We start from the raw sequence: 20448 nt of genomic DNA, 5'->3' as shown, positions 1-20448 counted from the left end.
GGCCGCACAACCCACCCAGGGCCCCGGCCTGATGGCGCGCCTGGGCACCCGCCTGCGCGCGTGGCTGCAAGGCCTGTTGCCCGCCTGGGCCGCCGGTGCGCTGGTGGGCGCGGGCGGCGACGGCATTCCCGTGCGCCTGTCCAGCCGCAGTTATGGCCGCCAGCGCGGCGCGTCCGTGCACGTCACCGGCTTCGACCAGCCGCTGCTGTGGGTGGTGTTCGCGCTCATGGCCTGGGGGCTGGTGATGGTCTATTCGGCCTCCATCGCGCTGCCCGACAACCCGCGCTTCGAGAACTACGCGCACACGCACTTCGTGCTGCGCCACGGCCTGTCCATGGCCATCGGCTTCGTTGCCGCGCTGCTGGCCTTCCAGGTGCCCCTGCGTCGCTGGGAGCAACTCGCGCCCTGGCTGTTCGCGCTGGCGCTGCTGCTCATGGTGGCGGTGCTGGGCATCGGCAAGGGCGTCAATGGCGCGCACCGCTGGATCTCACTGGGTGTCATGAACTTCCAGCCGTCCGAGCTGGGCAAGCTCGCGGTGCTGCTCTACGCGGCCAGCTACATGGTCCGCAAGATGGAGATCAAGCAGAACTTCTGGCAGGCCGTGTGGCCCATGGCCGTGGCGCTGCTGGTGGTGGGCATGCTGCTGCTGGCCCAGCCCGACATGGGCGCCTTCATGGTGATCGTGGTCATCGCCATGGGCATCCTGTTCCTGGGCGGCGTCAACGCGCGCATGTTCTTCCTCATCGCGCTGGTGGTGGTGGGCGCCTTCGCCATGATGATCATGGCCAGCGACTGGCGCCGCGAGCGCATCTTCGCCTACCTCGACCCCTGGAGCGCGGAGCACGCGCTGGGCAAGGGCTACCAGCTCTCGCACGCGCTCATCGCCTTCGGCCGCGGCGAGATCTTCGGCGTGGGCCTGGGCGGCAGCGTGGAAAAGCTCAACTGGCTGCCGGAGGCGCACACCGACTTCCTGCTCGCCGTCATCGGCGAGGAATTCGGTCTGCTCGGCGTGCTCGTGCTGATCGCGCTGTTCCTGTGGATGATCCGTCGCATCATGCACATCGGCCGCCAGGCCATCGCGCTCGACCAGGTGTTCTCCGGCCTGGTGGCGCAGGGCGTGGGCCTGTGGATGGGCTTCCAGGCGTTCATCAACATCGGCGTGAACCTCGGCGCGTTGCCCACCAAGGGCCTCACGCTGCCCTTCATGAGCTACGGCGGCTCGGCGATCCTGCTCAACCTGATTGCGCTGGCGATCGTGCTGCGCGTGGACTTCGAGAACCGGCAGATGATGAAAGGAGGGCGCTCATGACGCGTGAGCCCTGCGCCCTCGTCATGGCCGGTGGCACCGGCGGCCACATCTTCCCCGGCCTGGCCGTGGCCGAGGCGCTGCGCGCGCGCGGCTGGCGCGTGCACTGGCTGGGCGCGCCGGGCAGCATGGAAAGCCGGCTCGTGCCGCCGCGCGGTTTCCCGCTCGAAGCCATCGATTTTGGTGGCCTGCGCGGCAAGGGCCTCGTCACCAAGCTGCTGCTGCCGCTGAACCTGCTGCGCGCCTTCTGGCAGAGCATCCAGGTGGTGCGCCGCGTGAAGCCCGACGTGCTGGTGGGCCTGGGCGGCTACATCACCTTCCCGGGCGGCATGATGGGCGTGCTGCTGGGCAAGCCGCTGGTGCTGCACGAGCAGAACTCGGTGGCCGGCCTGGCGAACAAGGTGCTGGCCGAGGTGGCCGACCGCCGCTTCAACGCCTTCCCGAACGCGCTGTCCAAGGCCCAGTGGGTGGGCAACCCGCTGCGCGAGGCCTTCCTGAATCAGCCCGCGCCGGCCGAGCGCTTCGCCGGCCGCAGCGGGCCGCTGCGCCTGCTGGTGGTGGGTGGCAGCCTGGGCGCGCAGGCGCTCAACCGCATCGTGCCGCAGGCGCTGGCGCGCATTCCCGAGGCGCAGCGCCCGGTGGTGCTGCACCAGAGCGGCGAAAAACAGATCGAAGAGCTGCGCGCCAATTACGCCCAGGCCGGCGTGGCGGCCGAACTCACTCCCTTCATCGAAGACACCGCCACCGCCTACGCCGAGGCCGACCTGGTGATTGGCCGCGCGGGCGCCAGCACGGTGACCGAACTCGCCGCCGTGGGCGCGGCCTCGCTGCTGGTGCCGTTTCCGGCCGCGGTGGACGACCACCAGACGCACAACGCGCGCTTCCTGGTGGACGCGGGCGCGGCCTGGCTGGAAGCGCAGGCCGGTCTCACGCCGGACAAGCTCGCCGTGTTGCTGCAGGGTCTGGACCGCGCGCCACTGCAGGCCATGGCCGAGAAGGCGCGCGCCGTGGCCAAAACAGGTGCCACCGAGGCCGTGGTGGGCGCCTGCATCGAACTCGCGAAAGTCAGGACCGAATGAAGCACGCCATCCGTCACATCCACTTCGTCGGCATCGGCGGCGCGGGCATGAGCGGCATCGCCGAGGTGCTGCTCAACCAGGGCTACACCATCTCCGGCAGCGACCTGGGCGAAAGCGCCACCACGCGCCGCCTCGAATCGCTGGGCGCCAAGGTCTGCATCGGGCACGAAGCGAAGCACATCGAAGGCGCCGACGCCATCGTCACCTCCACCGCCGTGAAGGCCGATAACCCCGAGGTGGTGGCCGCGCACGCCAAGCTGGTGCCGGTGGTGCCGCGCGCGGTGATGCTGGCCGAGCTGATGCGCATGAAGAAGGGCGTGGCCATCGCCGGCACGCACGGCAAGACCACCACCACCAGCCTGGTGGCCAGCGTCTTCGCCGAGGCCGGCCTGGACCCGACCTTCGTCATCGGCGGGCGCCTGAACAGCGCGGGCGCCAATGCGGCCCTGGGCAGCGGCGAGTACATCGTGGTCGAGGCCGACGAATCCGACGCCTCCTTCCTCAACCTGCTGCCGGTGATCTCGGTCGTCACCAACATCGACGCCGACCACATGGACACCTATGGCCACGACTTCGGCCGCCTCAAGGGCGCCTTCGTGGAGTTCCTGCACAAGATGCCGTTCTACGGCGCCGCCGTGGTCTGCGTGGACGACCCCGCGATCCGCGAGATCCTGCCCGAGATCGCGCGCCCCATCACCAGCTACGGCATCGCCAGCGATGACGCGCAGGTGCGCGCCATCGACGTGCGCGCGGTGGGCGCTCAGATGCACTTCACCGTCCAGCGGCGCAACGGCGTGGCGCTGCCCGACCTGGACGTGGTGCTCAACCTGCCCGGCCAGCACAACGTGCTCAACGCGCTGGCGGCCATCGGCATCGCGGTGGAGCTGGGCGTGCCGGACGCGGCGGTGCTCAAGGCGCTGGCGGGCTTCAAGGGCGTGGGCCGGCGCTTCCAGCGCTACGGCGAGGCCGCGCTGCCCGGCGGCGGCCACGCCACCATCGTCGACGACTACGGCCACCACCCGGTGGAGATGGCCGCCACCATCGCGGCCGCGCGCGGCGCCTTCCCCGGCCGCCGCCTGGTGCTGGCCTTCCAGCCGCACCGCTACACCCGCACGCGCGACTGCTTCGAGGACTTCGTGAAGATCATCGGCCAGGCCGACGCCGTGCTGCTGGCCGAGGTGTACGCGGCCGGCGAGGCGCCCATCGTGGCGGCCGACGGCCGATCGCTGGCGCGCGCGCTGCGCGTGGCCGGCAAGCTGGAGCCGGTGTTCGTGGACGACGTGGCCGACATGCCGCAGGCGGTGCTGGACAACGCGCGCGATGGCGACGTGGTGCTGTGCATGGGCGCGGGCACGGTCGGCGCGGTGGCGGGAAGAATCATGGAGCTGGCGAAATGACGACGATGGACTTCGGCAAGGTGGCCGTGCTGATGGGCGGGCGCTCCGCGGAGCGTGAGGTCTCGCTCATGTCGGGCGCGGGCGTGCTCAAGGCGCTGCAATCGAAGGGCGTGGACGCGCACGCCTTCGATCCGGCCGAGCGCGAGATGGGCGAACTCAAGCGCGAGGGTTTCGCGCGCTGCTTCATCGCACTGCACGGCCGCTTCGGCGAGGACGGCACGGTGCAGGGCGCTCTGGAGCTGCTGGGCATTCCCTACACCGGCCCGGGCGTGATGGCCTCGGCCGTGGCCATGGACAAGCTCATGACCAAGCGCATCTGGCTGGCCGAGGGCCTGGCCACGCCGACCTGGCGCCAGGTGCGCAGCGCGGCCGACACGCGCGCCGCCTTCGAGGCCCTGGGCTCACCCATGATCGTCAAGCCCGTGCGCGAAGGCTCCACCATCGGTCTCACCAAGGTGATGAGCGCCGACCAGTGCGAGGCCGCCTACGCCCTGGCCGCGAAGCAGGACCCGATGGTCATGTGCGAGCAGTTCATCGCCGGCGACGAAGTCACCTGCCCCGTGCTGGGCACGGGCGAATCGGCCCGCGCGCTGCCGGTGATCCGCATCGTGGCGCCCGAGGGCAACTACGACTACCAGAACAAGTACTTCACCGACGACACGCAGTACCTGGTGCCCTGCGGCCTGCCCGAGGGCGAAGAGGCCGCGATCCAGGCCCTCGTGCTCAAGGCCTTCCGCACCCTGGACTGCCGTGGCTGGGCGCGCGCCGACGTGATGATCGACGCGGCCACCCGCAAGCCCTGGCTGCTGGAGATCAACACCTCGCCGGGCATGACCGGCCACTCGCTGGTGCCCATGTCGGCGCGCGCGGCCGGCATCTCCTACGAAGACCTGTGCGTGCAACTGCTGGCCACCGCCAGCCTGGACAACGCCTGAACGGTCCAACCATGCCAACGACCACCGACATGCCCCTGGACGTGAAGCTGATGGCCCTGGCCACCCAGCTTCTGCTGGGCGTGTTCGCGCTGCTGGCGCTCGGTGCCCTGGGCACCTGGGCCGTGCGCCACCCGGCCTGGGCGGTCAAGGGCATCAGCGTGCACGGCGACGTGGCGCACCAGAACGCCGTGGGCCTGCGCGCCCAGCTCGCCACGCAGATGCGCGCGCGCCTGTCGTCGAGCTTCCTCACCGTGGACCTGGACCAGGTGCGCCAGATGTTCGAGCAGGTGCCCTGGGTGCGCCGCGCGGTGGTGCAGCGCGAGTTTCCGAACCGCCTGCGCGTGACCCTGCAGGAGCACGACGCCGTGGCCTGGTGGGGCGACGAAGGCTCCGGTGAGCTCGTCAATTCGCACGGCGAAGTGTTCGAGGCCAGCCCCGACGACGTGGACGGCCTGCCCGAGCTGGCCGGCCCCGAAGGCCGCGCGGCCGAGGTGCTGGCGCTGCACCAGGTGCTGCAGGCGCAGTTCGCGCGGCTCGAACTCGGCCTGGACCGCCTGGAACTCGGCGAACGCGGCGGCTGGCGCGCGCGGCTGCACAGCGGCGCGGTCATCGAGCTGGGGCGCGGTACGCCGCAGGAACTGCAGGCCCGCGTGCAGCGCTTCGTCGGCACGCTGCCGCAGATCACCGAACGCTACGCGGGGGCGCTGCAGACCGTGGACCTGCGCTACCCCAATGGCTACGCCCTGCGTGTGCGCGGGGTGACCACCACCAACGACCAGACCTCACCCAACACTTCTTCGAACCGGTAACGCCCGCACCATCATGCCCAAGGAATACAAGGACCTCGTCGTCGGACTCGACATCGGCACCGCCAAGATCATGGTGGTGGTGGCCGAGGTACAGCCCGGCGGCACGCTCAAGCTCGCCGGACTGGGCGTGGCCGCGAGCCATGGCTTGAAGCGCGGCGTGGTGGTCAACATCGACGCGACGGTGCAGAGCATCCAGCAGGCGCTGAAAGAGGCCGAGCTCATGGCCGACTGCCGCATCGCGCGCGTCTACACCGGCATCACCGGCAGTCACATCCGCGGCATCAACAGCAGCGGCATGGTGGCCATCAAGGACCGCGAGGTCAGCGCCACCGACGTGGCGCGCGTGATCGAGACCGCCAAGGCCATCAACATCTCCACCGACCAGCGCCTGCTGCTGGTGGAGCCGCAGGAGTTCGTGATCGACGGCCAGGAGGTGAAGGAGCCGATCGGCATGAGCGGCATCCGCCTGGAGGCCAAGGTGCACATCGTCACCGGCGCGCAGAGCGCGGCCGAGAACATCATCAAGTGCGTGCGCCGTTGCGGGCTGGAGGTCGACCAGCTCATGCTCAACCCGCTGGCCAGCAGCCAGGCCATCCTCACCGACGACGAAAAGGAACTCGGCGTGGCGCTGGTGGACATCGGCGCCGGCACCACCGACGTGGCCATCTTCTCGGGCGGCGCGATCCGCCACACGGCGGTGATCCCGATCGCTGGCGACCTGATCACCAGCGACATCGCCATGGCGCTGCGCACGCCCACCAAGGACGCCGAGGACATCAAGGTGGAAAGCGGCTGCGCCAAGCAGTTGCTGGCCGACCCGGACACCCAAGTGGAGGTGCCGGGCCTGGGCGATCGCGGTCCGCGCCTGTTGGGCAAGCAGGCCCTGGCCGGCGTGATCGAGCCGCGCGTGGAGGAGATCTTCTCGCTCGTGCAACAGGTGCTGCGCGACAGCGGCCACGAGGAAATGCTCTCCAGCGGCATCGTGCTCACCGGTGGCAGCGCCGTCATGCCCGGCATGGTGGAGCTCGGCGAGGACATCTTCCTCAAGCCGGTGCGCCGCGGCGTGCCCAACTACCACAGCGCGCTGTCGGACATGGTGGCGCAGACGCGCGCCGCCACGGTGATGGGCCTGCTCGAAGAGGCGCGCCTGGCGCGCGTGCGCGGCCACAAGGTGGCGCAGAAGGCGGGCTCGGTGTCGGGCACCTTCGAGCGCGTGAAGAACTGGTTCATGGGAACGTTCTGATGGCCGCGACGATCCCCCTCACCACGCACGGCCCGCCCCAGTGGCGGCCGCCGGGGCGGCGCCGACGACGAGGACGGTGTGACGAGCACACCGGGCCTCCCGGATGACCCGAACCGTTTCTCCCTGATTTCCGTTTTCACATTCAGAGCATCGCCGGCAACACGGCAACACAACAGGCAACTGCAAAGGAGCACCCAATGAGCATCGAAATGATCGAAGTTGAAGAATTCAACCTGGGCACGCAGATCAAGGTCATCGGCGTGGGCGGCGGCGGCGGCAACGCGGTCGAGCACATGATCGCCCGCCAGGTCCAGGGCGTGGAGTTCATCTGCGCCAACACCGACGCTCAGGCCCTGGCCCGCAGCGCGTCGCACAAGACCATCCAGCTCGGCATCACCGGCCTGGGCGCGGGCAGCAAGCCCGAGAAGGGCCGCGAGGCGGCCGAGGGCGCCGTGGACGCCATCCGCGAAGCCATCGAAGGCGCGCACATGCTGTTCATCACCGCCGGCATGGGCGGCGGCACCGGCACCGGCGCGGCCCCCGTGATCGCGCGCGTGGCCAAGGAGATGGGCATCCTCACCGTGGGCGTGGTGACCAAGCCCTTCGACTGGGAGGGCGGTCGCCGCATGGTCAACGCCGACCAGGGCCTGGCCGAACTCGAGGCCAACGTGGACTCGCTGATCGTGGTGCTCAACGAGAAGCTGCTGGAGGTGCTGGGCGACGACATCACCCAGGACGAGGCCTTCGCGCACGCCAACGACGTGCTGAAGAACGCCGTGGGCGGCATCGCCGAGATCATCAACGAGTACGGCAACGTCAACGTCGACTTCGAGGACGTGCGCACGGTGATGGGCGAGCCCGGCAAGGCCATGATGGGCACCGCCACCGCGGCCGGCCCCGACCGCGCGCGCATCGCCGCCGAGCAGGCCGTGGCCTGCCCGCTTCTGGAAGGCATCGACCTGTCCGGCGCCAAGGGCGTGCTGGTGCTGGTGACGGCGGCCAAGGGCTCGCTGAAGCTGGCCGAGTCCAAGCTGGCGATGAACACGATCCGCGCCTACGCCTCGGCCGAGTCGCACGTGATCTACGGCGCCGCTTACGACGACAGCCTGGGCGACGAGATGCGCGTGACGGTGGTGGCGACGGGTCTGTCGCGCCAGGGTCAGCAGCGCCGCCAGCCGCCGCTGCAGGTGCTGCGCACGGGCACGGACGATGTGCCGTTCAACGTGCCGACGGTGAACCAGGCCGTGGGCGGCCCGGGCGCGGGCTCGGCCCAGCCGGACTACCAGCACATGGCGGTGCCCAGCGTGTGGCGCACCAACCGCACGCAGGCGGCGGCCAAGGTGGATGCGCTGGCTTCCGGGGGCATGGACGACTTCGAGATTCCTGCTTTCCTTCGTAAGCAGGCGGATTGAGGTTGTCTGCGTTCGTGGCGGTAGCGAGCCTGCACCTCGCGGGCTCGCGGCCACTGGGTGCCCTGCTCCGCGAATGTCCTCCGGACGGCTGCGCCGTCCTCCCCCTTTATTTCGCTACGCAGGGCACCCAGCGTCCGCGAGCAACAGGCACGGCTGCGCACCAACAGACCGAGTGCCAACGAGGTCGTCGGTGATCGGGTGTCCGGCGTAGCGACATAAAGGAGGAGGAGCGGAGCGCGCCAGCGATCCGCTCCGGGGGACAGTCGCGGAGCCGGACACCCGAGCGCCGATGACCGACCCCTCCGGAGAAAGACGCTTCGAGAACCCAAACCTATTAAGGCCATCGCCATTTGCAACCATGCTCTGGGGCCGTGAAAACTACAATCCGAGGATGCTCGCTCAACGCACCCTCAAATCCCTGACCAAGGCGGTCGGCGTCGGCCTGCACAGCGGTCAGCGCGTTGAGCTGACGCTGCGCCCCGCCGCCCCCGACACCGGCATCGTGTTCCGGCGCGTCGACCTGCCCGAGCCCGTGGACATCCCCGTCAACGCCCTCTCTGTCAGCGACACCCGCCTGGCCTCCACCATCTCCAACGGTGGCGCCAAGGTGCACACCATCGAGCACCTCATGAGCGCCTGCGCCGGCCTGGGGCTGGACAACCTGCTCATCGACATCACCGCCGAGGAAGTCCCCATCCTCGACGGCTCCTCCGCCTCCTTCGTCTACCTGCTGCAAAGCGCCGGCATCGTGGCGCAGAACGTGCCCAAGCGCTTCATCCGCATCGTCGAGCCGGTCGAGGTGCGCGAAGGCGAGGGCCGCGGCCTCAAGTGGGCGCGGCTCGACCCGTACCACGGCTACAAGCTCAGCTTCGAGATCGAGTTCGACCACCCGGCCGTCAACGCCTCCGGCCAGCGCGTCGAGTTCGATCTGGGCAGTGGCAACTACGCGCGCGAGATCGCGCGCGCCCGCACCTTCGGCTTCACCAAGGACGTGGAGATGATGCGCTCGCATGGCCTGGCGCTGGGCGGCGGGCTGGACAACGCCATCGTCATGGACGACGTGAAGGTGCTCAACGCCGACGGCCTGCGCTACGGCGACGAGTTCGCCAAGCACAAGATCCTCGACGCCATGGGCGACCTGCACATCGTGGGCAAGCCGCTGCTGGCCGCGTACAGCGCCTTCCGCAGCGGCCACGCCATGAACAACCAGCTGCTGCGCGCGCTGCTGGAGCGGCCGCAGTCCTACCAGATCGTGAGCTTCGACAACGAGCGCGAGGCCCCGCAGGGCTTCGCCCAGGTCGCGCCCGCCTGGTGAGCCGGGTCCGCGCATGCAGCTGTTCCGCTGGACCGTTCTGCTGCTGCTGATCGCGGCGGGCGTGTGCTTCGCCTTCTACATCGGCACCGGCCAGGCGCGCTACCGCCAGTGGGGCCTGGTGATCCTCAAGTGGACGGTGATCGCGGCCCTGGGGTTCTTCGCGGTGCTGGCATTGGAGCGGCTGCTCTAGCGCGCTGGCCTCGTCGGCGCCTGCTCAGGCCCGCCCTTCACGCGACACCCCTGTCCGGCGCTGTGGCGCCGCTCGATGGCTTCGCGTGCGCGTTGCGCGATGTGGGGCTGCGGGTCGCTGGCCAAGCTCAGCAGCGTGGGGCAGGACAGCCGCGGATTGCGCAGCAGCGTCAGCTTGTCCGTGCCGCCCGATCCGCCCGCCAGCACGAAAGCCTCGATCTCGGGTGTGATCTGCGGGCTGCGCGCCAGTTGGAAACCCAGCAGTGAGGAGCCCCGGCCGCGGCGGGCGATCGCCATCAGCAGCGCCGCGGGCGCATGGGGGTTGCCCGCGATGGCGTCGCCGTTGTGGCCTTGGCGGTACAGGGTCCACAGCTCCTCGGCCTGCCAGACCGGCGAGGCCAGGGCGGCGTCGCGCACCAAGGCGCTCGGGTCCGACAGCAAGCCTTGCAATGCGGATCGAGGCAGGTGGGGGTGAGAAGCGGTGTACTGGCGCACGCCAATGTCGGGGTCGGCGGCCAGGGCGACCAGGGTGTCGGCCGGCGTGGCGGGGTTCACGGCCACGTGGGCGCGGATCGCCCTCGACGGGGAGCGGGCCAGGTCAGCGAGCAGCGCCGGTGCGATCGCCTGCTTCTCCAGCAGCCTGTACTTGTCGAGGTCGCTCAGTTCGGAACGGGTGGCGAGGTCGCGTTCGGCGCCCTCCCGGGGCCGGCGCGGCCCCAGCCAGGGATCGAAGGCATCGTTCGTGCAGCCCGCGAGGGCGCCGATGCCCCCCAGCACGAGTCCCACCAGCCGCCGCCGGCCGCACCATCGCCAGTCCGTCATTCGCGTTCTCCTGAAGCGGTGGCCCACGCCGCCCGGGCCGATCCTGCCGGGGCGCGCAAGGCCATACACCGGGGGGAAATGGGCGCCAGTGTTAGCATGCCCGATGCTCATGAAGACCGACCCTGACCAGACCCCGGCCACGCCGCCTTCCGGCGACGAAGGCGTGCCCGTGTCCGTCAAGATCCGCGAACGCCTGAAGGCCGCGAGGCAGCGTTTCCACTCCAACGACAACATCGCCGAGTTCATCCAGCCCGGCGAGCTGGAGAAGCTGCTCGACGAGGTCACCGAGAAGATGCAGGGCGTGCTCGAGTCGATGGTGATCGACACCGAGAGCGACCACAACACCGGCAACACCGCGCGCCGCGTGGCCAAGATGTACCTCAAGGAGGTCTTCGCGGGACGCTATGTGAAGGGTCCCGCGGTCACCGAATTCCCCAACGCCGAGCACCTCAACGAGCTCATGATCGTGGGCCCGATCACCGTGCGCAGCGCCTGCAGCCACCACTTCTGCCCCGTCATCGGCAAGCTGTGGATCGGCGTCATGCCCAACGAGCACACCAACGTCATCGGCCTGTCCAAGTACGCGCGCCTGGCCGAGTGGATCATGGGCCGCCCGCAGATCCAGGAAGAGGCCGTGATCCAGCTGGCCGACCTGATCCAGGAAAAGACGCAGCCCGATGGCCTGGCCATCGTGATGGAGGCCAGCCACTACTGCATGGCCTGGCGCGGCGTGAAGGACATGGACAGCAAGATGATCAACTCCGTGATGCGCGGTGTCTTCCTCAAGGACGCCAACCTGCGCCGCGAATTCCTGGCCCTCGTTCCCCGCTGACCCTTTTTCGCAAAGAAGCCCACCATGCTGGTCCGCCTGCTCTATGTCAGCCGCGCCGTCGACAAGGACCCCAAGGCCATCGAAGGCATTCTCGAGTCGTCCCGCCAGCACAACGTGTCGCACGGCATCACGGGCGTGCTGTGTTACGGCGGCGGCATCTTTCTGCAGGCCATCGAGGGCGGGCGCGGTGCCGTCAACCTGCTCTACAACCACATCGTGGCCGACCCTCGCCACAAGGACGTGGTGCTGCTGCACTACCAGGAAATCACCGAGCGCCGCTTCGGCGGCTGGACCATGGGCCAGGTCAACCTCGCCAAACTCAATACCTCCATCGTGCTCAAGTACTCCGAGCGCCCCGAGCTGGACCCGTACGCCGTGTCGGGTGAGGTCTCGCTGGCGCTGCTCGAAGAGCTGATGGCCACGGCCAGCATCATCGGCCGCGCCTGAGAAGGTGTCGCTCGACGCCTTCCTGCTCGTCCTGCTCGCGGGCCTGATCCACGCCGGCTGGAACATCGCCGCCAAACACGCGGGCGGCGACACGCGCTTCGCCTGGTTCTCCTCCGCGCTGATCGCCGTCATCTGGGCCCCGGTGGGCTGGTGGTTCGCGCGCGCGGAACTGCCGCGCTGGGGCGCCATGGAATGGGCCATGGTGGTGGCCAGCGGTGTCATCCACGTCTTCTACTTCACCACGCTGCTGCGGGGCTATCGGCGCGCCGACCTCACGGTGGTGTACCCGCTGGCGCGCGGCAGTGGTCCGCTGATCACGGCCCTGGTGGCGGTGCTGTTTCTGGGTGAGCGGATCAGCGCGCTCGGCGGGGCAGGCATCGCGGCGGTGGTGGGCGGGGTCTTCCTCATCGCCGGCGGGCCGGGCCTGTGGCGCGCGGCGCACGACGCAGCGGCGCGCGAACGCCTGCACCGCGGGTTGTATTACGGCGCGCTCACGGGCCTGTCCATCGCGGCCTATTCGGTGGTCGACGGCTACACCGTCAAGGTGCTGCTGGTGTCGCCCATCGTGCTGGACTACATGGGCAACTTGGTGCGCCTGGTGCTGTTCTCGCCGCGCGTGCTGCGCGACCGGGCCGAAGCCCTGCGCCTGTGGCGGCTGCAGTGGCGCCACGCGCTGCTGGTGGCGGTGTTCAGCCCGGTGGCCTACGTGCTGGTGCTGTTCGCCATGCAGCGCGCGCCGCTGTCGCACGTGGCGCCCGCGCGCGAGGTGTCCATGCTGTTCGCCGCGCTCATCGGCGGCCACCTGCTGCGCGAGGGCGACCGTGGCCTGCGCATCCTCGGCGCGCTGTGCATCGGCCTGGGCGTGGCGGCCTTGGCCCTGGCCTGAAACCGGTGAGCGCCGCCGCCATGGAGTTCACGCTGCTCGGTTGCGATTTCACCAGCGCGCCGACGCGGCGCAAGCCGATCGTGCTGGCCGTGGGCCGAGAGCAGCGGGGCCGCGTGGTGCTGGACGCCATCGAGCGCTTCGAGTCGCTGGACGCCTGGGCCGAACGGCTGCACGCGCCCGGCCCCTGGGTGGGCGGATTTGACCTGCCCTTCGGCCTGCCGCGCGAGCTGGTGCAGGCCCTGGGCTGGCCGCTGGAGTGGCGCGCCTGCATGGCGCACTACGCAGCGCTGCCGCGCGCGGCCATCCGCGAGGCCTTCGCCGCCTTTTGCGGCGCGCGCCCGGTGGGTGCCAAGTTCGCGCACCGCGCCACGGATGGCCCGGCCGGCTCCAGCCCGAGCATGAAGTGGGTCAACCCGCCTGTGGCTTTCATGATGCACGCGGGCGTGCCGCGCCTGATCGCCGCCGGTGCGCGCCTGCCCGGTCTGCTCGACGGCGACCCACAGCGCGTGGCGCTGGAGGCCTACCCGGGCCTGCTCGCGCGCAGCGTGCTGGGCGCCACCTCCTACAAGAGCGACGACCGGGCGAAGCAGACCGGCGAGCGCCTGATCGCGCGCAAGACCCTCATCAACGCGCTGGAGAACGGCCAGGCGCCGCTGTTGCAGGCCGCGGGCCTGCGCCTGCGGCTCACCCACGCGCAGCGCGATGACCTGGCCGACGACGCCAGCGGCGACCGGCTCGACGCCGTGCTGTGCCTGCTGCAGGCCGCCTGGGCGCTGCAGCGCCACCGCGCCGGCGATGCGCGCTGGGGCCTGCCCGACTTCGACCCCCTCGAAGGCTGGATCGTCGGCTCCTAGAATGTCCTTCATGGCCGAAGCACCTCCCCTCATCGACCCGCCCCAGTTGCCGCGCGAGCTGCGCTTCGCTTTCGTCGAGGCCTCCTGGCACGCCGACATCGTCCAGCGCTCGCGCGACGCCTTCTTCGCCGAGATGGCGCGCGCCGGCTTCGGCCCCGAGGCCATCGACGTGTTCGACGTCGCGGGTGCCTTCGAGATTCCGCTGCACGTGCAGCGCCTGGCGCAGTCGGGGCGCTACGCGGCCGTGGTGGGCAGCGCGCTGGTGGTCGATGGCGGCGTGTACCGGCACGACTTCGTCGCCGACACCGTGGTGCGGGCGCTGATGGACGTGCAACTGAAGACCGGCGTGCCCGTGATCTGCGCGGTGCAGGCGCCGCACCACTTCCACGAACACGTGGAGCACCGCAAGTTCCTGCAGCAGCACTTCGGTGCCAAGGGCAGCGAGGCCGCGCAGGCGCTGCTGAGCACGGTGGCCGGCCTGCGTGGCCTGGACGCCCGGCGGTAAGACCGCGGGGCCTGGGGCGACTCACGGTACCCCACCGACAGGAGCGCGACCCATGAAGCGTTTCATCTGGCTCACCCTGTCCCACGGCCTGGTGTTGGCCGTGGGCTTTGCCGCCGGCATCTACACACTGCCCTTGCTGATCGCGCCGCCGCCGCCCGATGCGCAGCAGATCGGGCGGGCCAGCGAGGGCGCGCTGTTCACCGGCCACTTCCGCCGCGACCTGAAGGACAGCGATGCGCTGCATTGGGGCGAGGGCGAGGTGAGCGTGGGCGCCACGCGCATCGCGCTTCGCGGGCGCCTGGCACCGGGGCCCGACTACAAGCTCTACCTCTCGCCCGAGTTCGTGGAGACCGAGGCCGATTTCGCGCGACTGAAGCCACGCATGCGGCGCGTGGGCGACGTGAAAACCTTCGAGAACTTCATCGTCGAGCTGCCGCCCGGCGTGGAGCCGCAGGGCTTCAACACGGTCATCGTCTGGTGCGAGACCTTCCAGCAGTTCATCACGGCCGCGCAGTACCGATGACGCCCACCGGTCGAACCCGGGCCCCGGGTCGCTCGGCCTGCTGACTCCCCCGGCCTTGGCCGTGGCCGTGGCCGAGGCCGCGGACCCGTCCGGCGCCTGGTGCGGACTGGTGCATCATCGGGCCTCTCTCACCCAGCAACGGAGCCACCATGAATCTCGCCAAAGTCGTCGGTATCGTGCTCATCGTGGCGGGGGCCGTCGGCCTCGTCATGGGCAGCTTCACCTACACCAAGGACACCGAGGCCGTGAAGCTCGGCCCGGTCGAGCTGTCGGTGAAGCAGAAGGAAACCATCAACGTGCCCGTGTGGGCCGGCATCGGCGCCATCGCCGTGGGTGTGGTGCTGCTGGTCATGGGCGGCCGCAAGGGCTGATGCGGCGCCTGGCGGTGGTGGCGGCCGGCGCGCTGCTGGCCGGTGTCACCGCGGCGTCGTGGGGCGATGACGCGGTGTACGCGGCGCGCGTGACGCGCGTGTTCGACGCCGATACCGTGTGGGTGCAGCCCGCCGCCGGCGGGCGCTGGCGCAAGCTGCGGCTGGACGGGCTGGACGCCCCCGAGATCTGCCAGGCCATGGGCGTGGCCGCGCGCGATGCCCTGGCGGCGCGGCTTCTGGAGCAGGCCGTGACCGTGCGCGAGCGTGCGCACGACAGCTACGGCCGCGGGCTCGTGGTCATCGAGCGCGATGGAGAGGACATGAACGCCTGGCTGGTGCGCACCGGCTGGGCCTGGGCCTCGCGTTGGCGGGGCCAAGGGGTCTACGTGATGCACGAAGACCAGGCGCGGGCGGCGAGGCGAGGTCTATGGAAAAAGGATGGTGAGCCGCCAGAAGCACCGCGCGATTTCCGGCGCCGCCACGGCCCATGCGAACCGCCCTGGCCCGCGCCGGCTTCAGCGGTCCGCTGATCCGTGGCTTGAACCGCAGACCGGACAGGCCGGGTCGCGCTTGAGCGCGATCTCGTGGAAAGCCAGCTCGCGACCGTCGACCATGAGCAAGCGGCCGGTGAGCCGCGAGCCCAGGCCCGAGAGGATTTTCAGCGCCTCGGCCGCCTGCAAGGTGCCCACGATGCCCACCAGCGGCGCGAACACGCCCATGGTGGCGCAGCGCACCTCTTCCACGTCCGCCTGGGGCGGGAACACGCAGGCGTAGCAGGGCGCCTCGGCCTCGCGCGCATCGAACACGGCGAGCTGACCGTCGAGCCGGATGGCAGCGCCCGAGACCAGTGGCCTGCGGTGGCGTACGCAGGCGCGGTTGACCATCTGCCGCGTGGCGAAGTTGTCGCAGCCATCGATCACCACGTCGGCCGTGGGCACCAGGGCATCGAGCAAGGCCTCGTCGGCGCGCTGTCGAATGGCGTTGACCTGCACGTCGGGGTTGATGGCGGCGATGGCCTCGCGCACCGAGTCGGCCTTGGGCCGCCCCACGCGCGCCAGGTTGTGCGCGATCTGGCGCTGCAGGTTGGTCTCGTCCACCGTGTCGTGGTCGACCACGGTGATGCGGCCCACGCCCGCACTGCCCAGGTAGAGCGCCACCGGTGAGCCCAGGCCGCCCGCGCCGATGAGCAGGGCGTGCGAACCCAGCAGGCGCTCCTGGCCTTCGACACCGAGTTCGTCGAGCAGGATGTGGCGCGAGTAGCGCAGCAGTTGGGCGTCGTTCACGCGGTCTCGCGCGAGAGGGCGGCGGGCCGGGCGCCGGCCCGCCGGGGGCTCAGTTCTCTTTCTTCTCTTCGGTGCGCACGGTCTGCGACTTGCTGACCACCACCGGCTGGCCCTTGAGCTGGTTGATGGCCTGCACGAGCTGGAAGTCCTTGTCGCTGCCGAACTCGGGCACCAGACGCTGGCCCGGGTTCTTGCGCGCTTCTTCTTCCAGCTTCTTGCGGGCGGCCTCGCGCGCTTCCTCGCGCTTTTGCTCGGCGTCGCGCTGCGCGTCGGTCATGGGGCCGTGCGGCGTGCTGCCCAGGCTGTTGTTCAGGTCGGCCTCGCGCGTGCGCAGGGCGGCGAACAGGTTGCCGTCGGCGGTCTCGTCGACCATCACGTTGGGCACGATGCCCTTGCCCTGGATGGACGTGCCCGAGGGCGTGTAGTAACGCGCGGTGGTGAGCTTGAGGCCGGTGTCGGGGCCAAGCGGGCGCACCGTCTGCACCGAACCCTTGCCGAAGGTCTGGCTGCCCATGACGGTGGCGCGCTTGTGGTCCTGCAGGGCGCCGGCGACGATCTCGCTGGCCGAGGCCGAGCCTTCGTTGACCAGCACCACCATGGGCACCCGCTTGTAGAAGCCCTTGGTGTTCTCGGTCAGGCGGCGGATCGGGTCGTTGCCGCCACGGCGCAGGTAGTGCTGCGGAATGGCCTTGTAGATGAACTGGCTCTCGGCGAGCTGGCCGTTGGTGGACACCACGGTCACGTTCTCGGGCAGGAACACGGCCGACAGGCCCACGGCCGCGTCGAGCAGGCCGCCCGGGTCGTTGCGCAGGTCGAGCACCAGGCCCTTCATGTTCGGGTCGGCGCGGTAGAGGTCTTCCAGCTTGCGCGTGAAGTCCTCCATGGTGCGTTCCTGGAACTGCGAGACGCGCACCCACGAGTAGCCCGGTTCGATCGAGCGCGACTTGACGCTCACGGTCTTGATCTCTTCGCGCGTGATGGTGACGGTGAAGCTGCGGTCCTCGTCCTTGCGCAGGATGCTCAGCAGCACCTTGGTGCGCGGCTCGCCGCGCATGAGCTTCACCGCCTGGTTGATGTCCAGGCCTTTGACGGCGGTGTCGTCGATGCGGGTGATCAGGTCGCCGCTCTTGAGACCGGCGCGAAAGGCGGGCGAGTCCTCGATCGGCGAGACCACCTTGACCAGGCCGTCTTCCATGGTGATCTCGATGCCCACGCCCACGAAGCGGCCGCTGGTGCCCTCGCGGAATTCCTTGAAGGACTTCTTGTCGAAGTACTGGGAATGCGGGTCGAGGCTGGCGACCATGCCCGAGATGGCGTCCGAGATGAGCTTCTTCTCGTCCACCGGCTCCACATAGTCCGTCTTGACCATGCCGAACACGGCGGCGAGTTGCTGGAGTTCTTCCAGCGGCAGGGGGTTGAGCGTGTTGCGCGCCACCGCCTGCAATTGCACCGTGGTGAGTGCACCCGCCACTGCGCCAATGGCCACCCAGCCAACGGTTCTGAGCCTGGATCCGACCCGCTTCGTCATGGAATCACCTTTGCAAACTGCCCGTCAAGGGCCCTTGGCCCTGCGGCGGGCCAATATACACCTTGGAGAATGGGCGTTCGTGAGGGTTCCCCGCCGGCCGGCGGCGGTTTTGCACGCCCCGGCGGGTGGGGGCGCGGCGACTCAGGCTTTACCCTGAGTCGCCACCGCGGCGGCGGCCTGGGCGGCGGCCTCGGCGTCGCCCAGGTAGTAGTGGCGGATCGGCTTGAGCTGCGCGTCCAGCTCGTACACCAGCGGAATGCCATTGGGGATGTTCAGGCCCACGATGTCGGCGTCGGAGATGCCGTCGAGGTACTTCACCAGGGCGCGGATGCTGTTGCCGTGCGCGGCCACCACCACGCGCTTGCCCGACTCGATGGCCGGCGCCAGCGCCTCGTTCCAGAAGGGCATGACGCGCGCCACGGTGTCCTTCAGGCACTCGGTCAGCGGCACTTCCTCGGGTTTGAGGCGGGCGTAGCGGCGGTCGCCGCGCTCGCTGCGCGGGTCGGCCGGGTCCAGGGCGGGCGGGGGCGTGTCGTAGCTGCGGCGCCAGACCAGCACCTGCTCGTCGCCGTATTGGGCGGCCATGTCGGCCTTGTTCAAGCCCTGCAGGGCGCCGTAGTGGCGCTCGTTCAGGCGCCAGTTCTTCACCACCGGCAGCCAGGTGCGGTCCATGCCGTCCAGCACGTGCCACAGGGTGTGAATGGCCCGCTTGAGCACGCTGGTGTAGGCGATGTCGAAGTCGTAGCCCTCGGCCTTGAGCAGGCGGGCGGCTTCCTGGGCCTGCGCCACGCCGGTGGGGGTCAGATCCACGTCGGTCCAGCCGGTGAAGCGGTTTTCGAGGTTCCAGGTGGATTCGCCGTGGCGGATCAGGACGAGCTTGTGCATGGCGGAGTGCGGGGCGCCGGGCGCCGGAAGGATCGGAAACCGCGCATTTTAGAATCGCGGCCTTTCCCACCAAGGTATCACCGTGAGCTTCTTCATCGAGAACTGGGTCCTGATCGCCGTGGCGTTCGTGTCGGGCGCCCTGCTGGTGTGGCCCGCCGTCAAGGCCGGCGGCAGAACCGGCACCCTCAACGCCGCCGACGCCGTGACGCTGATGAACCGCCAGAAGGCGGTCGTGATCGACGTCTCCGACGCCAAGGAATTCGCCGAAGGCCACATCGTCGGGGCCAAACACGTGCCCCTGGACGAGCTGGAGGCCAAGCTGCCCGGCGCGGTCAAGAACAAGGCCCTGCCGCTGATCTTCGTCTGCCCGACCGGTGCGCGCGCCAACCGGGGCGTGGCGCTGGCGAAGAAACTGGGTTACGAGAACGCCCAATCCCTGACCGGCGGCATGGGTGCCTGGCGCACCGCCGGCCTGCCGGTGGAGAAAGCCTGATCATTCGGGTTTTCCCCGCCGAACAGCCGAAAGCCCAATGTCCAAGGTCACCATCTACTCCAGCGATTACTGTCCCTACTGCCACCGCGCCAAGGCCCTGCTGCAGGCCCGCGGCGTGACGGACTACGAGGAGATCGTGGTGGACGGCCGGCCCGAGTTGCGCGCGGAGATGACGAAGCGGGCCGGGCGCACCAGCGTGCCGCAGATCTTCATCGGCGACACCCACGTGGGCGGCAGCGACGACCTGCACGCGCTGGACGCGCGCGGCGGCCTGGTGCCGCTGCTGCAGGCGGCCTGACGCGCTGTCAATCTGTCATTGGCGGCTGACATAATCAGCCGCTGTGCCCGCTGAGGGACTTCCCCGGCGGGCTTTTTCATTCCCGATACACCCGAGACGCACCATGGCCGACACCGACACGCCCGTTTTCCAGATCCAGCGCATCTATCTGAAAGAGGCCTCGCTGGAGCAGCCCAACTCGCCGGCCATCCTGCTCGAACAGGAGCAGCCCACGGTGGACATCCAGCTCGGCGTGGACGCCCAGCCCGTGGCCGATGGCGTGTTCGAGGTGCGCGTGACCGCCACCGTCACCACCAAGATCAAGGACAAGACCGTGTTCCTGGTCGAGGCCAAGCAGGCCGGCATCTTCGAAATCCGCCACCTGCCCGACGAGCAGATGGGCCCGATCATGGGCATCGCCTGCCCGCAGATCGTCTACCCCTACCTGCGCGGCAACGTGGCCGACCTGATCCAGCGCGCCGGCTTCCCGCCCGTGCACCTGGCGGAGATCAACTTCCAGGCCATGTACGAACAGCAGCAGGCCGGCCAGGACACGGCCGAGGCGCCGCGCATCATCACCTGATCGCGTTCCCGAACGCATGACGCAAGCCGTCCCCGCACGCACCCTGGTGCTGGGCGCCGGCGCCTGGGGCACGGCGCTGGCCATTTCGGCCGCGCGCCAGGGCGCCACCCGCGTGAGACTGTGGGCGCGCGACCCGGCGCAGGCCATCGCCATCGACCGCGAGTGCGAGAACCGGCGCTACCTGCCGGGCCTGGCCTTGCCCGAGGACCTGAGCGTGGTCTCCGGTGAGGCGGCACCCTGGGTGGCCGACGCCGATCTGGTCGTCGTGGCCACACCCATGGCCGCGCTGCGCGGCTGGTTGAGCGAACTGCGCGGCCTGGCCGTGCCCGTGGCCTGGCTGTGCAAGGGCTTCGAACGGGCCGCCTCGCCCGACGAACCCGGCCTGATGGGCCACGAGATCGCCGCCGCCGTGGCGCCGGGCCTGCGCGCCGGTGTGCTGAGCGGCCCCAGCTTCGCCCAGGAGGTGGCCCGGGG

The 20448-nt window shown here is 69.7% G+C and carries 25 protein-coding genes; 21 read left to right on the top strand and 4 right to left on the bottom strand.

Annotated elements, in window-relative coordinates; genetic code table 11:
- Positions 1-31 precede the first annotated feature (31 nt).
- The 9 genes from ftsW (at position 32) to VLG41_RS19970 (ending at position 9686) form a co-directional block, all read left to right on the top strand.
- Positions 32-1309: a putative lipid II flippase FtsW gene (gene ftsW, locus VLG41_RS20010; RefSeq protein ID WP_414652521.1), complete on the top strand. Its 1278-nt coding sequence runs from the start codon at positions 32-34 to the stop codon at positions 1307-1309.
- Positions 1306-2385, top strand: coding sequence for an undecaprenyldiphospho-muramoylpentapeptide beta-N-acetylglucosaminyltransferase (murG, locus tag VLG41_RS20005; protein WP_325351144.1), 1080 nt, complete (start codon positions 1306-1308; stop codon positions 2383-2385). The genes ftsW and murG overlap by 4 nt, the downstream gene beginning before the upstream one ends.
- Positions 2382-3782 carry a UDP-N-acetylmuramate--L-alanine ligase gene (murC, locus tag VLG41_RS20000; protein ID WP_325351143.1) on the top strand — a complete coding sequence of 467 codons (1401 nt, stop codon included), beginning with the start codon at positions 2382-2384 and terminating at the stop codon, positions 3780-3782. Before murG ends, murC begins: the two co-directional genes overlap by 4 nt.
- Positions 3779-4717 (top strand): D-alanine--D-alanine ligase, encoded by a 939-nt coding sequence (locus VLG41_RS19995; protein WP_325351142.1) that lies wholly within the window; start codon positions 3779-3781, stop codon positions 4715-4717. The genes murC and VLG41_RS19995 overlap by 4 nt, the downstream gene beginning before the upstream one ends.
- An 11-nt stretch (positions 4718-4728) precedes the next feature.
- Entirely contained in the window at positions 4729-5526 is a 798-nt protein-coding gene (locus VLG41_RS19990) for a cell division protein FtsQ/DivIB (RefSeq protein ID WP_325351141.1), read from the top strand.
- A 13-nt stretch (positions 5527-5539) separates the two neighbouring features.
- Positions 5540-6769, top strand: a complete 1230-nt coding sequence (ftsA, locus tag VLG41_RS19985) for a cell division protein FtsA (protein ID WP_291020349.1) — start codon at positions 5540-5542, stop codon at positions 6767-6769.
- A 197-nt stretch (positions 6770-6966) separates the two neighbouring features.
- Positions 6967-8181 carry a cell division protein FtsZ gene (gene ftsZ, locus VLG41_RS19980; protein ID WP_291020351.1) on the top strand — a complete coding sequence of 405 codons (1215 nt, stop codon included), beginning with the start codon at positions 6967-6969 and terminating at the stop codon, positions 8179-8181.
- Positions 8182-8572: 391 nt separating this feature from the next.
- Positions 8573-9496: a UDP-3-O-acyl-N-acetylglucosamine deacetylase gene (gene lpxC / locus VLG41_RS19975; protein WP_325351140.1), complete on the top strand. Its 924-nt coding sequence runs from the start codon at positions 8573-8575 to the stop codon at positions 9494-9496.
- A 13-nt stretch (positions 9497-9509) separates the two neighbouring features.
- Positions 9510-9686, top strand: coding sequence for a hypothetical protein (locus VLG41_RS19970; RefSeq protein WP_325351139.1), 177 nt, complete (start codon positions 9510-9512; stop codon positions 9684-9686).
- On the opposite strand, the gene VLG41_RS19965 is transcribed toward VLG41_RS19970, so the two are convergent.
- On the bottom strand, positions 9683-10507 hold the full coding sequence (locus tag VLG41_RS19965) for a hypothetical protein (RefSeq protein ID WP_325351138.1): 825 nt from the start codon (positions 10505-10507) through the stop codon (positions 9683-9685). The two genes, VLG41_RS19970 and VLG41_RS19965, sit on opposite strands and share 4 nt — an antisense overlap.
- Positions 10508-10610: 103 nt before the next feature.
- Here VLG41_RS19965 and folE point away from each other — a divergent pair, with 103 nt between their 5' ends.
- The 8 genes from folE to VLG41_RS19925 all read left to right on the top strand — a co-directional run bounded on the left by folE (position 10611) and on the right by VLG41_RS19925 (position 15455).
- Positions 10611-11339, top strand: coding sequence for a GTP cyclohydrolase I (gene folE / locus VLG41_RS19960; protein WP_325351137.1), 729 nt, complete (start codon positions 10611-10613; stop codon positions 11337-11339).
- Between the two features lie 24 nt (positions 11340-11363).
- Positions 11364-11786, top strand: a complete 423-nt coding sequence (locus VLG41_RS19955) for a BLUF domain-containing protein (protein WP_325351136.1) — start codon at positions 11364-11366, stop codon at positions 11784-11786.
- A 4-nt stretch (positions 11787-11790) separates the two neighbouring features.
- Positions 11791-12672, top strand: a complete 882-nt coding sequence (locus VLG41_RS19950) for an EamA family transporter (protein WP_325351135.1) — start codon at positions 11791-11793, stop codon at positions 12670-12672.
- Between the two features lie 20 nt (positions 12673-12692).
- The gene (locus VLG41_RS19945) at positions 12693-13526 is read left to right on the top strand and encodes a DUF429 domain-containing protein (RefSeq protein WP_325351164.1); all 834 of its coding nucleotides are present in this window, start codon (positions 12693-12695) and stop codon (positions 13524-13526) included.
- A 1-nt stretch (position 13527) separates the two neighbouring features.
- Positions 13528-14031 (top strand): 6,7-dimethyl-8-ribityllumazine synthase, encoded by a 504-nt coding sequence (locus VLG41_RS19940; RefSeq protein WP_325351134.1) that lies wholly within the window; start codon positions 13528-13530, stop codon positions 14029-14031.
- A gap of 52 nt (positions 14032-14083) precedes the next feature.
- Positions 14084-14554 (top strand): DM13 domain-containing protein, encoded by a 471-nt coding sequence (locus VLG41_RS19935; protein ID WP_325351133.1) that lies wholly within the window; start codon positions 14084-14086, stop codon positions 14552-14554.
- Positions 14555-14703: 149 nt separating this feature from the next.
- Positions 14704-14925 (top strand): hypothetical protein, encoded by a 222-nt coding sequence (locus VLG41_RS19930; RefSeq protein WP_325351132.1) that lies wholly within the window; start codon positions 14704-14706, stop codon positions 14923-14925.
- The gene (locus tag VLG41_RS19925) at positions 14925-15455 is read left to right on the top strand and encodes a thermonuclease family protein (protein ID WP_325351131.1); all 531 of its coding nucleotides are present in this window, start codon (positions 14925-14927) and stop codon (positions 15453-15455) included. The genes VLG41_RS19930 and VLG41_RS19925 overlap by 1 nt, the downstream gene beginning before the upstream one ends.
- Here the strand turns inward: VLG41_RS19925 and VLG41_RS19920 are convergent.
- The 3 genes from VLG41_RS19920 to gpmA all read right to left on the bottom strand — a co-directional run bounded on the left by VLG41_RS19920 (position 15441) and on the right by gpmA (position 18621).
- Positions 15441-16208 (bottom strand): molybdopterin-synthase adenylyltransferase MoeB, encoded by a 768-nt coding sequence (locus tag VLG41_RS19920; RefSeq protein WP_325351130.1) that lies wholly within the window; start codon positions 16206-16208, stop codon positions 15441-15443. The genes VLG41_RS19925 and VLG41_RS19920 overlap by 15 nt on opposite strands.
- A gap of 49 nt (positions 16209-16257) precedes the next feature.
- On the bottom strand, positions 16258-17736 hold the full coding sequence (locus tag VLG41_RS19915; protein WP_325351129.1) for a S41 family peptidase: 1479 nt from the start codon (positions 17734-17736) through the stop codon (positions 16258-16260).
- A gap of 141 nt (positions 17737-17877) precedes the next feature.
- Positions 17878-18621, bottom strand: coding sequence for a 2,3-diphosphoglycerate-dependent phosphoglycerate mutase (gpmA, locus tag VLG41_RS19910; protein WP_325351128.1), 744 nt, complete (start codon positions 18619-18621; stop codon positions 17878-17880).
- An 82-nt stretch (positions 18622-18703) separates the two neighbouring features.
- Between gpmA and VLG41_RS19905 the strand changes: the two genes are divergently transcribed.
- From VLG41_RS19905 to VLG41_RS19890, 4 genes are all read left to right on the top strand, one after another.
- On the top strand, positions 18704-19114 hold the full coding sequence (locus VLG41_RS19905; protein ID WP_325351127.1) for a rhodanese-like domain-containing protein: 411 nt from the start codon (positions 18704-18706) through the stop codon (positions 19112-19114).
- Positions 19115-19151: 37 nt separating this feature from the next.
- Complete coding sequence (grxC, locus tag VLG41_RS19900) at positions 19152-19412, top strand: glutaredoxin 3 (protein ID WP_325351126.1); 261 nt, start codon at positions 19152-19154, stop codon at positions 19410-19412.
- Between the two features lie 103 nt (positions 19413-19515).
- Complete coding sequence (gene secB / locus VLG41_RS19895) at positions 19516-19974, top strand: protein-export chaperone SecB (RefSeq protein WP_325351125.1); 459 nt, start codon at positions 19516-19518, stop codon at positions 19972-19974.
- Positions 19975-19990: 16 nt separating this feature from the next.
- Positions 19991-20448 (top strand): NAD(P)-binding domain-containing protein (locus VLG41_RS19890; protein WP_325351124.1); only part of this gene is annotated, 458 nt, incomplete at its 3' end.

It is taken from the genome of Hydrogenophaga sp. (assembly GCF_035481345.1).
In the GTDB taxonomy this organism is placed as follows: domain Bacteria; phylum Pseudomonadota; class Gammaproteobacteria; order Burkholderiales; family Burkholderiaceae_C; genus Hydrogenophaga.
The sequence above is the reverse complement of the archived record's forward strand: the minus strand, read 5'-3'. Positions and strand labels throughout refer to the sequence as shown.